Origin of the sequence: Agarilytica rhodophyticola, from assembly GCF_002157225.2 — a bacterium.
GTDB lineage: Bacteria > Pseudomonadota > Gammaproteobacteria > Pseudomonadales > Cellvibrionaceae > Agarilytica > Agarilytica rhodophyticola.
In genome coordinates, this window is the sequence record NZ_CP020038.1 from 4,041,035 (window position 1) to 4,055,585 (window position 14,551).

Annotated in this window: 13 protein-coding genes and 1 riboswitch; of the genes, 2 read left to right on the forward strand and 11 right to left on the reverse strand. The window is 43.7% G+C overall.

The window, feature by feature from the left end:
- From BVC89_RS16925 to BVC89_RS16970, 10 genes are all read right to left on the reverse strand, one after another.
- Complete coding sequence (locus tag BVC89_RS16925; RefSeq protein ID WP_086932323.1) at nucleotides 1-618, reverse strand: histidine phosphatase family protein; 618 nt, start codon at nucleotides 616-618, stop codon at nucleotides 1-3.
- A 57-nt stretch (nucleotides 619-675) separates the two neighbouring features.
- Nucleotides 676-1,755 (reverse strand): nicotinate-nucleotide--dimethylbenzimidazole phosphoribosyltransferase, encoded by a 1,080-nt coding sequence (gene cobT / locus BVC89_RS16930; protein WP_086932324.1) that lies wholly within the window; start codon nucleotides 1,753-1,755, stop codon nucleotides 676-678.
- Nucleotides 1,756-1,807: 52 nt separating this feature from the next.
- Nucleotides 1,808-2,395 carry a bifunctional adenosylcobinamide kinase/adenosylcobinamide-phosphate guanylyltransferase gene (gene cobU / locus BVC89_RS16935; RefSeq protein ID WP_086932325.1) on the reverse strand — a complete coding sequence of 196 codons (588 nt, stop codon included), beginning with the start codon at nucleotides 2,393-2,395 and terminating at the stop codon, nucleotides 1,808-1,810.
- 36 nt (nucleotides 2,396-2,431) lie between these two features.
- Nucleotides 2,432-3,211, reverse strand: coding sequence for a heme ABC transporter ATP-binding protein (locus BVC89_RS16940; RefSeq protein WP_086932326.1), 780 nt, complete (start codon nucleotides 3,209-3,211; stop codon nucleotides 2,432-2,434).
- A gap of 23 nt (nucleotides 3,212-3,234) precedes the next feature.
- Nucleotides 3,235-4,326, reverse strand: coding sequence for a FecCD family ABC transporter permease (locus BVC89_RS16945; RefSeq protein ID WP_086932327.1), 1,092 nt, complete (start codon nucleotides 4,324-4,326; stop codon nucleotides 3,235-3,237).
- Nucleotides 4,323-5,858, reverse strand: coding sequence for a cobyric acid synthase (locus BVC89_RS16950; protein ID WP_216824999.1), 1,536 nt, complete (start codon nucleotides 5,856-5,858; stop codon nucleotides 4,323-4,325). The genes BVC89_RS16945 and BVC89_RS16950 overlap by 4 nt, the downstream gene beginning before the upstream one ends.
- A gap of 6 nt (nucleotides 5,859-5,864) precedes the next feature.
- Complete coding sequence (gene cobO / locus BVC89_RS16955; protein ID WP_086932328.1) at nucleotides 5,865-6,476, reverse strand: cob(I)yrinic acid a,c-diamide adenosyltransferase; 612 nt, start codon at nucleotides 6,474-6,476, stop codon at nucleotides 5,865-5,867.
- An 11-nt stretch (nucleotides 6,477-6,487) separates the two neighbouring features.
- Nucleotides 6,488-8,425 carry a TonB-dependent receptor plug domain-containing protein gene (locus BVC89_RS16960; protein WP_086932329.1) on the reverse strand — a complete coding sequence of 646 codons (1,938 nt, stop codon included), beginning with the start codon at nucleotides 8,423-8,425 and terminating at the stop codon, nucleotides 6,488-6,490.
- Between the two features lie 296 nt (nucleotides 8,426-8,721).
- Nucleotides 8,722-8,926, reverse strand: a riboswitch (cobalamin riboswitch).
- A 35-nt stretch (nucleotides 8,927-8,961) separates the two neighbouring features.
- Complete coding sequence (locus tag BVC89_RS16965) at nucleotides 8,962-9,843, reverse strand: hypothetical protein (protein WP_158657996.1); 882 nt, start codon at nucleotides 9,841-9,843, stop codon at nucleotides 8,962-8,964.
- A 514-nt stretch (nucleotides 9,844-10,357) separates the two neighbouring features.
- The gene (locus BVC89_RS16970; RefSeq protein WP_086932331.1) at nucleotides 10,358-10,831 is read right to left on the reverse strand and encodes a chemotaxis protein CheX; all 474 of its coding nucleotides are present in this window, start codon (nucleotides 10,829-10,831) and stop codon (nucleotides 10,358-10,360) included.
- 377 nt (nucleotides 10,832-11,208) lie between these two features.
- Here BVC89_RS16970 and BVC89_RS16975 point away from each other — a divergent pair, with 377 nt between their 5' ends.
- Nucleotides 11,209-12,669: a cryptochrome/photolyase family protein gene (locus BVC89_RS16975; RefSeq protein ID WP_086932332.1), complete on the forward strand. Its 1,461-nt coding sequence runs from the start codon at nucleotides 11,209-11,211 to the stop codon at nucleotides 12,667-12,669.
- Nucleotides 12,670-12,681: 12 nt separating this feature from the next.
- Here the strand turns inward: BVC89_RS16975 and doeB2 are convergent, their stop codons facing one another.
- Entirely contained in the window at nucleotides 12,682-13,839 is a 1,158-nt protein-coding gene (doeB2, locus tag BVC89_RS16980; protein WP_245929120.1) for a N(2)-acetyl-L-2,4-diaminobutanoate deacetylase DoeB2, read from the reverse strand.
- Nucleotides 13,840-14,270: 431 nt separating this feature from the next.
- On the opposite strand from doeB2, the gene BVC89_RS16985 reads away from it, so the two are divergent.
- Entirely contained in the window at nucleotides 14,271-14,480 is a 210-nt protein-coding gene (locus tag BVC89_RS16985; protein ID WP_086932334.1) for a hypothetical protein, read from the forward strand.
- The last annotated feature ends 71 nt before the right edge of the window (nucleotides 14,481-14,551 follow it).

Here is a 14,551-nt window from a genome sequence, read left to right on the forward strand (position 1 = left end):
TTATTGGGTAAAATTATGGGCCGTCAATTTTACCCTATCGCCATGTTCCATGTGATACACACTCACCTGAGAGAGACTTGCATAAGGCACGTCAAAAGCCTGAATTTTTGAGCGTGGCATACCTAATAGAAAAGTGAGTAAAGCGCGGACTATTCCCCCATGGGTAACTAACAATATTTTTTTGCCACGGTGAGCCGCCAGTAACTGCTGATAACAAACTTCAACACGTTCAAACACCTCAGCAAGAGGCTCACCATTGGGCGGGTCGGCAGCTTCTGGGTTCTTCATCCACGCGGTTATGCTATCGTATTGCTCACGCCAGACATCTTCCATTAACTTACCTTCCCAACTGCCGAAAAACATTTCTCGCAGGCGTTCATCCACCACAAGCGGCCGCGATAACTCCTGTGACTTAGCTTTTGCAAACTCATGACAACGTATTAGTGGGGAAGAAACTATCACGTCCCACACAACATTTGACTGCTTACAGGCACTGTTCATATTAGCCATACCTTTCTCAAGCAAAGCGACATCTGTCGAGCCACGAAAAATATTTCCGCCTTCACACTCACCATGGCGCAAAATATAAAGCTGTGTCACCTCAATATCTGCAAACATATTGTTACCCTTAATACCGTGACTCCAAATACTATTAATTGAGAGATTGGGATAAATTTATGAGATTATACCGGCTTCAGAAAAGCTTGCCATTTCATTGTGAAGCTTAAGTGCCGATTGAATTAGAGGCACTACTAATGCAGCGGCGCTGCCTTCCCCCAAACGCATGGAAAAATCTATCAGTGGTTCGGCCTGAAAAAAATCCAGCGCCAAACGATGAGCAGGTTCTGCCGAACAATGAGAAAAAATAAACCAGTCCACGATGCGAGGATTAATTTTAGCCGCGACTAAAGCTGCAGCAGTGCTAATAAAACCGTCGACAACAACAGGTACTCCCCTTTGAGCGCAGGCCATATAAGCACCACACAGCGCAGCGATTTCGAAGCCGCCTAAGCAAGCTAATACAGCGATAGGGTCGTCTAGTATATTCGCGTGCAGGTGCAGTGCTTGTCGAACCACATTCTGTTTATGCTCTACCCCCGCTTGATCAACACCCGTTCCAGGCCCCACGGTTTTGCTAGCATCAAGCCCCAGTAAGGCACCATATAAAGCTGAAGCGCAAGTGGTATTGCCAATACCCATTTCGCCACCGATAAAAAGATCCATTTGCCTGTTATCTATTTCCCGTTTGCCTGCGGCTAAAGCCAACGTTAATTGCTCATTAGTCATTGCCGGGTACTCACTAAAATCCTGGGTTTTATCGGCGATATAAGCATCGATAATCGTAGCTTGCGGCTTACTATGTGTTGGGGCTGATGGAAGCTCTACCGCAGACACTGTGCCTAAATTAACCACTGCAAAGTCAGCCTCAATGATGCGGCTTAAAACACTAATAGCTGCACCACCACTGGCAAAATTAGCAATCATAGCGGCGGTAACCGCCTGATCAAAAGCCGACACTCCTTTATCACATACACCATGATCCGCAGCAAAAACTCTTACACAAATTTCATTTAGCAATGGTTTTTTTTGTCCCTGGCACGCCGCAAACTTAATCGCCAGAGTCTCCAAAAAACCAAGGGAGCCCGGAGGTTTAGTTAACGTGTTTTGATAACTTTGGGCTTGCTCGGCAGCAGCACTATCAAGCGGCTTAACAGCATTGAAAATCCAATGATTAGAGCTTAAATACTTGATCATGGTTTATCTCTTTTTATTTTTACTGCTTAATTACTGCTTCGTTATTGTTTTTTTATTCTGCTTTGTTTAGTTCTTGATTTTTTAAGACTAAAGGCAAACCAGCGACGACCAAAGTTACCGTATCACATAATTTAGCCAGGGCTTGATGTAACCAACCGCTATGATCCACAAAATCGCGCGATAGCTTACCCAGGGGCACAACACCCGATCCTACTTCGTTACTTACAATAAACACATCGCTACGAAGGCTTGGTAATATATCTAAAAATGCTTCCTTTTGCTGGGTAATGACATGTGTATTGATACTCTTTTCAGACGAATCGTGGTTATTATTTTGCTCACTTGCTAACAGACAATTGCTTAGCCAAAGAGTTAAACAGTCGATAACAATAATATTGTCTTCACTATCAATATTGTGTAACGCCTGGGCTAGATTTATCGGCTCTTCCACCAACAACCACTGTGACCCTCGTCGTCGTTGGTGGTGATCAATGCGAGCCGCCATTTCTTTATCTCCTGCCGTGCCGGTGGCAAGATATACACATGTTTTATCTTGCGACAGATGTGCCTGAGATAATGCTTGCTGCTCGGCATACTGACTCTTACCACTACGTGCACCACCTAAAATTAACGCTTTCATCACAACACCTTTTAACGCACATTTATCAACAGCGCCTTAAGTTAATACAATAGTTTTTTGAGTATGGGGATGCTGACTTATACAAACATGGGCACCATACAAGCGCTCCAATAAAGGCTTGGTCAATACAGATTGAACAGAGCCATAGGCAGCTATGTGGCCACGGTCTAAAGCAAGAATGCTATGAGCATACTTAGCTGCAATATTAACATCGTGAACTACCATAGCGACGCCAACACCTTGCTCAGCAAAACTCACCACTGCTTTCATCAACTGCTGTACATGGCCTAAATCTAATGCAGCAGAAGGTTCATCTAACAACAGTAAACGACTGTGCGCATCTTCTCTTCGCCATACTTGTGCCATCACTCGAGCTAATTGTGTACGCTGTTTTTCTCCACCGGAAAGCTGCGTGTAGTCACGTTTGGCTAGATGCGCGATATCCATCATAACCATCGCTTGGTGGATAGTCTGTTGGTCAATATCACGTCCCGTGCTGTGAGGAATGCGACCTAGGCCCACCACCTCTGCTACTTTATAAGGAAAATTGAGCAAACTTAGCTGCGGTAATACAGCTAAGTGTTTGGCTTTATCTTCTAGTGTCCATTCATTATTTTGCTTATCACACAACATAATGTTCCCATGAGTAATAGCAACATCACCGGTAATACTATTAAATAATGTGGTTTTACCTGCACCATTAGCACCTATCACGGCCAGAATTTCACCCGGCTTAAGCGTCAGATTGATATCTTTAAGCAGCGTTACACTATTTGCTATCACATCCAGTCGACGAATATCTAGCACATTAGCCATTTACCTTCGCCCGCCCTATTTTTTTAGTCCATAGCATAGTGATGACGTCGCCTTAATAAAGAAATAAATACAGGAGCTCCGATTATCGCGGTCACTAATCCAACAGGCAATTCGGTAGGTGCGATGACAGTACGCGCAAAGACATCGGCCACGAGCAGTAATAAGGCCCCCAACAATGCGCTTAGAGGAACAAGGAATCGATGATTAGGGCCAATACACATACGTATAATATGCGGCACTACTAAACCCATAAATGAAATTGTACCTGCGATAGCAACCGACACCCCCACACTCACAGCAACAACACAAACAATTATCTTTTTTATATGAGCTACATTCACACCCAAATGACGAGCTTCTGATTCTCCCAAAAGTAAAGCGTTTAACGCTGCATAATACTTTGGCAGTATGAAAAAAACAGGCACTAATACAAAGCTAACAATAAATACTCGAGGATAATCTGCGATATCTAAGCCACCCATACGCCACAAACTGATGCGTCTGAGCATTTCATTATCGGCAATAAATTCTAGAAGGTTAGAAATACTGCCCGCTAAAAATGTTATAGCAATACCTGCCAGCAGCATGGAAGACACTGAAGTGCCATGAATACTTGTAGCAACCCGGTAAACCACTATTACAGCTAAAACGCCACCAATAAAAGCACCAAAAGATACCAAGGACAGCCCCAGCACACTACCTTGTAAACTATGGGTTAAAACAATAACCGCACTGGCTCCCGCTGTCGCACCAGCACTGACTCCAATTAATGAAGGATCAGCCAAGGGATTGCGAAATAGACCCTGAGTAATGGCACCACAGCTAGCCATTAAGGCACCAATACTTGCCGCTAGCAACGCTCTAGGCAAACGCAGCTGCTGAATAATCACTTGGTTTTGCAATTCAGTAGCGCGAACCGTTTGCTCTATAGTTGCCACTTTCTCTGCGTTAAACAGATTAGGCAGAACACCCTTTGTCCAGAAAAAAAGCTGATCGATACTCATAGCAACGGCACCAAATAATAAGCTGATATATATTGCTAGTATCAAAATAATAAAAAAGAAAACCAGAACCCAAGGCCAATAGCGCTGCCATAGAGGTTCATCGGCAGTCATACTGTATTCCCTTGTTCTCTATGCAGGAGATTTTCAGACGCAATTTTTGATATTTCAATCTCTGATGTTTTAACTTGCAATAGTTTTGCAAGTTTTTCCGTATCTAGATACTCTTCTAAAGATGAAGCTAAACGTTCTATCTGAGCTTCACGAATAGCTTCAATATTCATTGTTTTCGCATGGGTTAAGCCTGCCCACTGTAAAATACATTGGCAAGCTTTAGGGTTATCGAATAAGCCATGCAAATAACAGCCAAGTATTTGTTCATCTTCACTGAGGTAAGCATCTTGTAGTTGATCACGATAAATAATAGGTGAGCGCGGAAAATCTGATTGGGCACTGTGGCCATTGTGAATTTCATAAGCATCAACGGGAACAGATTCACCGCATAAATTCAAAGTCGCATGTACACGGATAAGCTTCTTTTGCTGATGCAATATTGTGGTATGAGGAATAAAATTAAAAGCGCGATGGCAGCCTGGCTCTCCTTCAACACCAAGAGGATCATCCACTGCCTGCCCCAACATTTGATAACCACCACAAATACCAATGACTTTACCACCATAGCGCAAATGTTTTTCTAGTGTAGTTTGCCAACCATTATTCAGTAAAGAGCCCAAATCAGCGCGCACATTCTTACTGCCAGGCAAAATAATAAGATCGCACGCCGGTGGCACTTGATGGATACTGACGAAATGTAAATCTACTTGGGGATGTAGGCGCAAAACATCAAAGTCAGTGTGGTTGCTCACGCGGGGTAGTATGGGCACGACCACCTTTAACTTTTGGCCTTCAGCATCAGACTGCTGACGGCGATCAATAGCATCCTCAGCATCCATATAAAAATCATGCAGGTAAGGTAGTACCCCTAGCACCGGCTTGCCAGTTCGTGCCTGCAACCAATCTAAGCCCGGTTGTAGCAGTGCAATATCACCGCGAAACTTATTGATAACAAATCCTTTTACACGGTTTTTTTCAGACTCAGAAAGTAATTCAAGGGTTCCTACAATATGGGCAAATACGCCACCTTTATCGATATCGGCCACTAAAATTACGGGGCAATCCACTGCCTCGGCAAACCCCATATTTGCAATATCTCCCTCACGCAAATTTATTTCAGCAGGGCTACCGGCACCTTCCACCAGTACGATGTCATAAGCCTCAGATAAACGTTTAAAAGACTGTAAAACAGCATCTTTCGCTATTGGTTTAAATTCATGGTAGGACTGGGCATTCATGGTATGTCGCACCTGTCCTTGAATAATAATTTGCGCTCCAGTATCGCTGCTGGGTTTTATTAAAACTGGATTCATATCCGTATGGGCATCGATACCACAAGCGCTGGCTTGTAGTGCCTGCGCCCGCCCAATTTCACCACCGTCAATAGTAACAGCACTATTTAAGGCCATATTTTGTGGCTTAAACGGCGCGACTGAGACGCCTGTTTTTTTCAATAAACGACACAAGCCAGCAACAAGTGTACTTTTACCAGCATCAGAAGTAGTGCCCTGCACCATTAACATGTTAATCATAAAAGGTTAATAATCCACACCTTTACGCGCTTTTATACCGGACTTAAATGCATGTTTAATATCTTTAATTTCCGATACTGTGTCGACAATATCTCGCAAACGTGAGCCACCACCTCGCCCGGTAACAATAACGCTCTGCTCCTGTGGGCGGTCTGCAATGGCTTTTATTATGCTATCTTCATCGAGGTATTTATAGGCGAGCATATAGGTAATTTCATCAAGCACAACCAGATCGATAGTAGGATCTTGCAACATAGGTTCAGCTTGGGCCCAGGTGCGCTCTGCCGCGGCTATATCGCCACTGCGGTCTTGCGTATTCCAGGTAAAACCCGTTCCCATTTGGTAAAAATTCACCTGGGGACACTGTTCACGAATGTAGATTTCTTCGCCGGATAACTGTTCACCTTTTATGAATTGTACAACACCTACTTTTTGGCCATACCCCAGGGCACGTATTACCATACCAAAAGCTGAACTGGATTTTCCTTTGCCGTCCCCAGTAAGTAGAACCGCAACACCTCGCTCCGTGGAAGCCTGCTCTATTTTGTCATCCACCTTAGCTTTTTGCTTTTCCATCGCTGCTTTGTGTTTGGCGTTTTTCTTTTCATCATCCATCATCTCACTCCAGCTTAGAATTGATATTTTATACCGGCGTACACGGCCGATCCCGAAGTATTAAAGCCAAGTACTTCGCGATAGTCTTCATCGTTGGCATTTTCAACACGTGCATTGATAACCAAGTTATTAGTAATACGATACCTCGCACTCACATCCAATACCTCGTAGTCGTCAAGGGCTACCACTGTATCACCATTTCTCTCGATTGCATTTCTAGATGAGCGCAGGTTAAACAAAAGATTCAATTTATTTTCAAGCAAGGAAAAATTGAGCCCCACATTGGCAATATTTTGCGGCCTACGGCGGCGTTGTATATTGGTAATAGTATCGCCACTTGCTGCCATTTGGTTACGCTCGGCAAGTTCAGTATCGTTATAGGTGTAGTTAGCCACTATAGCCAAGATCGGTAGCACATTATATTCAGTGGCAAACTCTATCCCTTCAGACACTGTCTTACCATCGTCCTGTAAATAACCAGAGAAGGCACTGTTATCAAAGAAGATTTCATCTTCTACCTGCTGATCAAAATATGTTAGTTCAAAAGATAAGCCCAGCGCACTATTGTGGTATTCAAACGCAACATCATAGCCTGCACTATTTTCTTCTTTTAATACTGTTGCAGCTGCTTCGCCAAAGGCATTGTCACTGGCGTTGTAAGAAACTTCGAACAAGCTAGGTGCGCGAAAGCCGGTACCGTAACTTGAACGTGCCTTTAGATAGGCATCAGCGTTAAGCGTGTAAATATAAGCACCTGAAAGTCGCACACTTGTGTGCTCACCAAAATCATCGTTATCGTCATGACGGGCACCAGCGGTCACAAAAACACTATCGGCTAAAGCCAATTGCACCTCACCAAAGACTCCCAACTGGTCACGATCTTGAGATGTACCCGTGTCAATACTTTGGGACTGAAAATCACTGCCTACAACTAAAGTAAGTTGATCTGCAAGATCAAGTCTGCCGAGATATTCCAATTTATCAATACCACCTTCAGTGGCGAAGGTATTAATCGAGCCTAAAGCAATATTATTGCGTTCAATATCGGTGTAGGAATAAGCCAAACTATGAGACATTGCCTCGCCAGTATAAGCCAGTGAACCTCTGGCCGTTAGCTGGTCAAATTCCCCTAAACATTGATTGGTTCCAACAAAGCTGCCACTGCTATCGCGGAAACTACAATTATCGAACTCATTTTCCGCTTCCACGTTACGCACAACCAGTTGTGCCCGCCAGCTAGGTTGTATATTCCAGCCAAGCTTGGTGTGCAAAGTGGTATTGTCGTAACCGTCATTATCATTACTTAGATCAGTTTCACTGGTGTTAAAACCTTCACTGCGCTGATCTGTTATAGCAACAAAAATATCGCCGACATCATTACCGCTGGTAATATAAGCATTGAGCGCAGTAGAATCGAAGCGACCATATTCAGCACTTACCTTCCCCTGGGCCTGCTGCTTGCCAGAGCGAGTAAAAATATTAATAACGCCACCTGCGTCAGCGCCATAGATAAAGCCCTGTGGCCCTCTTAACACTTCGACTTTTTCAATATCGTCTGACGCTAACAAATGCTGTATTTGAGGGCCGATTTGCACTCCGGTAGGATCTGAGATGTCGACACCATCTATTTTTACCAAGGTACGAAAACCCTCTTCACCACGTATGCGAAGCGCCGTTGCCTTGCCTCGTCCTCCGGAATTACTGGCGGCAATACCCACTTGAGTGCGCAAGATCTCGCTTAAAGACTGATAACCTCTAAGAGCAATATCTTCATGGGTGATAATAGAAACTGAAGTACCGACCTGGCGAATAGGCGTTGCCACCCCTGAGGAGCTCACCAGCACCTGTTCTTCTAGACGTTCTTTGTGTTCTAGTTGAGACGGCCCTGAAGCGACCGTGAATTGACTGTAAAGCGCACTGACAAGTACGAAAGATACAACTGATTTTTTCATTAAAAACCTCAAAAATTAACCAGAGCCTGTCCACTTGTAGGGAGACTCAAATATTTGAGGAAGGCATCACAAGGAAAATATGCGCACGCAGGTGCCACAACATCGCCCCGGATGGTAGCCCTCCGCTCCATCTATGAACATGCGGCAGGCTGGTATCGGGCTTTGTTTTATATAGTTGAAGCACTATAAATTGATATGATAAAACCGGCTATTTAAGCGCTGTGTGGCGTTGCTCATTTTGCCTACAGGCCCATGCCTACATAGATTGTAGGTAAGGGGCGTGAGCAGGGAGCGGAAGCTTTGCGCGGCAATGAGCGCCTTACTCAGCACGAAAATAGTGCGCTTTTCTTTATGCAAATTTATAGTGCTTCAGCTATGCAAGACACTTACCGTTGCGGGGGCAGCGTTGGCTTTTCACCAAACTTCCCATTTAAGCTTATAGTTTTCAATTTCTAGCTTCACTCTAGACAAACCATAAGCACCTGAAGCAGCGCGGACTTTAGGTGGAAGTAACAAAAAAGTCAAATAGGCTGGGCTTAATAGTTAGAGTAAATGCTTTGTACCTGCAATGTCAGGGCAAAGCTGGGATTCCAATTGTCTTCGGCACGAAAACTTATTTCTGGAATAACGGAGAAGTATATCCAGTCGTCGTATACACGTTTTTTAAAGGCCACATGCGTAAAATAACCATCAAGATCATTATGAGGTTCACTATCTCCAAAAGCCCCGAGCTTATATTCTAAAAACAAACTATCACTATAAATATGATTAAGTTGTACCGACTGAAAATATTCTTGCAGGTTATCTTCATCGGTGTATTTATAGCGGCTTACAGATAAAAATGACCAAACATCATTGATGGTTTTGTCGAGATTAAAACTAACGGCGGGGATAGCTCCTTCTCTTGCAAAATATGAAAAATCGAAGCGACTGGTTAACATCCAAGACGGGCACAGTATATTTTTCTTGCGTAAGCGAAAGCGTGTAAATACATCAAGGGGAAAATCGAGCCTGGAACCCACATCAATAGAAGGACGCCACTCAAACTCTCGACTTTGCTGCGTAAACTCTATACCAGCAACCGCATTATCATTGACAATTCTATCATTGCGAAGACGGCCAACTCGCTCACTATTTTGTAAGGAAACATCTTCCTCTGGCTGCGATTCAAAAATAAATTTAAAACGTTGTTTAGTATTAGGCAGATCCGCTTTCGCTCTCGCTCGCACATTAAATTCATGCTCTCCAGCCTCACCAAAAATAGACTCCAAGTTCAGTACCAAAAAGCTTCTATCATCTTCAATGAGCCCATTTTTTTTCTGCGAAAGAATTCGGTCAAGACCATTTTTCAAACCTAAGAACTGATTATTAATAAAAACACGTTGGCGGTCTAAAAAGTTAGGTCGCGTTTTTTGCATTGCCAAAGGTTTAAAATCCAGGGATGTAATGATAGACCTTTGAGTAAACTGCCTGGAGATTAAAATTGGGCTGCAAGTCTGTGCCGAATCACACAGCATGTAGTGTGACTCTGGTTGTGATTGCGGCGGCTCAATATAGCTTTCTGCATGTGCATATAGACAAGGAAAAATAGATGTAATGACAAGACTTATGATGGGTTTATGCGTTTTTATTCCATTCTTTACGCGCTTTATTATTTGTTTCTTTGTGCTCTTTCTTAGACTATCGCCTGCATATTCTTTTATGAAATGGGTGATTAGTTTGCCGGTAAGATAAGCGATAAGAGAGCGCCGTTTACAACAACATCTACTTCCTAAACTTATTTGAATACAAACTAATAATTTAATACACGTCATATTGATAGTATATGACAAGCTTATGACTGGTATGAAGAAATTATTGATATGTACACCTTAAAGCTAGCTTAAACACGGAGGTAGCAACTAGCACAATTTATCGGTGTATAAAAAGGGGTCAGCTGGCGGTAGACACAAAACCCAAGTCGACAAAGAAATTACCAGATGGAATGCAATAAGGAATTACGATACGCGATGGGCCGGACAACTTTAACTCTGAAAAGTTATCAGCAACATAGGTGGAAGGTCGATTCATATTAAAATCGAAGCCATTTTCTTGCAATTGCACTTTTGCTGCCCCGGTAATCATATTGGTGAATTCGCCTGCGCAATCCATCACCATTTGATCAATTTCTTTACACTCTTCCATAATCATACGGCTAGTGATATCAAGGATAGCGCTTCCGGTAAAAGACACCACCAGCTGCCCTGTTACCTGCTCGCATTCCATAGGCATTACACTGGCAACTTCCCCTAAAGGTGCGGGCTTTTTATAAAGCTTCGGCGCTTGCGCCGCAGGTTCAAGTTGCACCATTGTGGTCATCACATTTTTCACTGCATGCACAAATGGACTAATAAATTTTGGGTCCAATTGAATTACCCTCTCCCAGTCGACATTTGAATCTGTTGTGACACTAAGGCCTATTCGTTCTATATACCTTTACATCATTTAATAGTAGCAGTCTAAAATGGAATCGGCGGGCATTTTTAGATCAAAAGTGATGGCCCTGCATAAAAATAATAAAACTAGGGCCTGTTGACCTTTCATAAGTATTCCTGTCGGAGTCTAAAAAAGCGCTAATCACGGCGCGAGGAGAGGCGTTTAGTGGCGCTAAATGAACGACGAGCAACACCGAGTAGCGCTTTTTAAGGCAGGAGCAGTTATGAAAGGGCAACAGGCCCTACAATAGTAATATAAAAAAGAATAAGCTTCGTAGAACATAAAAAATATAAAGGCAATACAACAAAATGACAGCAAAGCCAGTAATCTTTTGGTTTAGAAATGATCTTCGATTGCGCGATAACGCGGCTCTTTCGGCTGCGCTTAAAGTCAACCAACCCATCGTTTTCCTCTATATACACGATCCTCAAAAACCCTGGCCATTGGCCAGTGCGAGTAAGTGGTGGTTGCACCACAGCCTCACGTCCCTAAAGGAGTCTTTAGCAAAAAAAGGCGCCGAATTGATATTACGCCAGGGGGACAGCTTTGAAATACTTATGGCGCTGACAAAGGAAATCGAAGCTTCAACCATTTTTTGCTCCCGCCGATACGAACCCTGCGAGATCGCACTGGAAAATAAGTTACACGAAACATTTAACAAGCGCAGCCAGAATAACAATACGAAAAATATCCAGATAAAACGCTACGCGGGGTATCTATTATTTGAGCCAGAACATATTAAAAACAAAAGCCATACGCCTTTTAAGGTTTTTACCCCTTTTTGGAAACATTGCTGCCAACTGGGAAAAGCACAGATTCCCCTCGCCGCACCTCGTAGGATTTCGAATTTTGAGCCAAGTAGCACTCTCGCCTGCGACAATCTAGCAGACTGGAAGTTGCTGCCTAATAATCCTGATTGGGCTGTTGAATTTACGCAGTGGTGGTCGCCTGGAGAAAGCGGCGCACAAAACAAGCTGCGAAATTTTTTACGTAACAGCATCGATAGTTATGACCATGGACGAGACATTCCTAGCCAAACGCTAACCTCACGCCTGTCCCCACATCTTCACTTCGGTGAAATTTCACCTCGGCAGATTTGGCATGAAGTTGACAAAAGCCATGCGGATAATAGTGATGATGAAGATAGAAAACGTTTTTTAAGCGAAGTGGGCTGGCGAGAATTCTGCCACCACATGCTTTTTCATTGGCCACAATTGCCTGAGCAAGCCTTTAAAGAGAAATTTTCCCATTTTCCCTGGTTAAGCAACAGTAAACATCTTAAATGCTGGCAGCAGGGCCAAACGGGCATTCCCCTGGTAGATGCGGGCATGCGTGAACTATGGAAAACAGGCTGGATGCACAACCGCATACGTATGGTGGTAGCATCTTTTCTTGTAAAAAACCTTCTGATTTCCTGGCAACAAGGCCAAGCATGGTTTTGGGATACCCTGGTCGATGCTAACCTGGCAAGTAATGCAGGAGGCTGGCAGTGGGTCGCGGGCAGCGGTGCTGATGCAGCACCCTATTTCCGGGTCTTTAACCCCGTCACTCAATCTAAGAAATTTGACCCTGAAGGCGACTATATTCGTCGTTGGGTACCCGAATTAGCGCAGATGCCAGCAAAATATATTCATGAGCCATGGACAGCACCCGCACAGATTCTCAGCAGCGCCGACGTTACCCTTGGCAAAAACTATCCGAAGCCGATAGTAGATTTGAAAACCACGCGAGAGCGAGCATTAGCCGCCCATGCCCAATTGTCCGTGTGATCTATTAAGGTTTTATAGTTTCTCTGGAACCGGGGCTCCCACTAAGCGAGCGTAGAGGCTAACTACCCGTTCTATTAATTTGTCATTAAAATCGTAGTGGGAGCTATGGCATGGGTGATGGTGGTTGTTATTGTCGTCAGCCCCAATAAGGGCAAAAGCACCAGGTATCTCATTGATAAAATAACTAAAATCTTCTGAGGCCATAATGGGTACAGCAATATTTTCTGCTTGCCAGTGATCACCAAATTCTTGAGCTAAGGCTTGGCGAAAATTAGCACTCTGGTGTGCGTGATTAACGGTTGCACCATAACAAGGAGTATGAGTAACACCAGCCTCACAGCCATAGGCACGAGCGGTTTCATCGGCGATTTCTGTTATTAGTTCGCTGATCATATCCCGGGCTTCAGTGCGCTCAGCACGGATACCACCGGCCAAATTTACCTCTTCGAGAATGACATTACTGGCACTTTTAGCGTCGAATGAGGTGACACTTACCACCGCTGCCAACTGCGGTGGAATTCGCCGACTGACAATTTGTTGTAAAGCCATCACGATGGCAGAACCGGCCAACACTGGATCACGACAGGATTCAGGCTGACTGCCATGGCCACCTACACCTTTAACCTTAATATTAAAGATACTGTTTGCCGACATCACAGGCCCTTCAGGACACACCGCATGACCATAGGCAATAGAGGGCCAGTTGTGCCATCCGTATATTTCATCAACCCCTGACAATGCGCCCTGCTCGATCATTTTTAACGCACCATGACCACCTTCTTCAGCAGGCTGAAAGATTAAAGATACGGGGCCTGATAAACTGGCTTCATGCAGTTTTAACCATTGTGCAGTGGCTAATAGCGTCGCCGTATGGCCATCGTGTCCACACGCATGCATGCAGCCAGCATGTTTTGACTTCCAATCAAGGTGAGTATTTTCATTAATGGGTAAGGCATCAATATCGCCCCGCAAGGCAATGTGCTTACCTTTTTTGTCCTGAGCTAAGCGACCGATAGTGCCGGTATCAGTGCAAGGCTCCCAGGCTATGCCAAACTCATCAAGCTTGCTGCGTATAAATTCAGTCGTCTTAACTTCCTGCCATGTTAATTCAGGGTGTTGGTGAAGGTGCTTACGAAACGCAATTGAACTACTCTTTATTTCTTGCCACACAGTAATGTCTTCTCAATCGGTTAATGGGAGATGGGGCTCCGATTTATCTGCGCCAGTTATTGTCAATTATCAAAGGCCTTGTTGGTGTTTTTACCAATACTTTGGTTAACGATTCTATTGCTGCTAAAACATAAGTTTATAGTGCAAATATACTCTAACAAGCCATAAAAAGATTTTAGCTATAACGTTTTTAACGAAACTCCATGACAAGCACAAAACATGGTGTAAATGCAGATAACTTAGTCCAATTTAACATTCTTTTATGATATGTGACAGAGGTCACCAAAGTAGCTTTTTGGCACTGCAATTTAACAAATTTTGTATCAATACTGACAAAAAGCGTTACAATTTAAATATTAGTTAGGAATTCGATCGCTCCGTCCTGAGAATTCCATTACTTCACTATTCCAACTCTACAGAAGGTTAAGCAGATGTTTAGTGTGCTTAAGAGCAGACTGAAAAGACAACCCAACCACCATACGGATGTACAAGAAGAGCAAACGTATGAGCGCCCTGTAATTGCGACAGAAACGGTTGACGAAGAAGTGCTCAAACAACGGATAGCTAATAAATTACAAAATTATCGGCCAGAAGAGCGTGATGCTAATTTCACCGGGATTAAGTACTATAAGGATGTTTAGTAACTAGCGTGCGGTGTTAACAACTATATTGCATTCTCTGCTTAGATTTTTTTATGCAAAAAAAGCAAAGC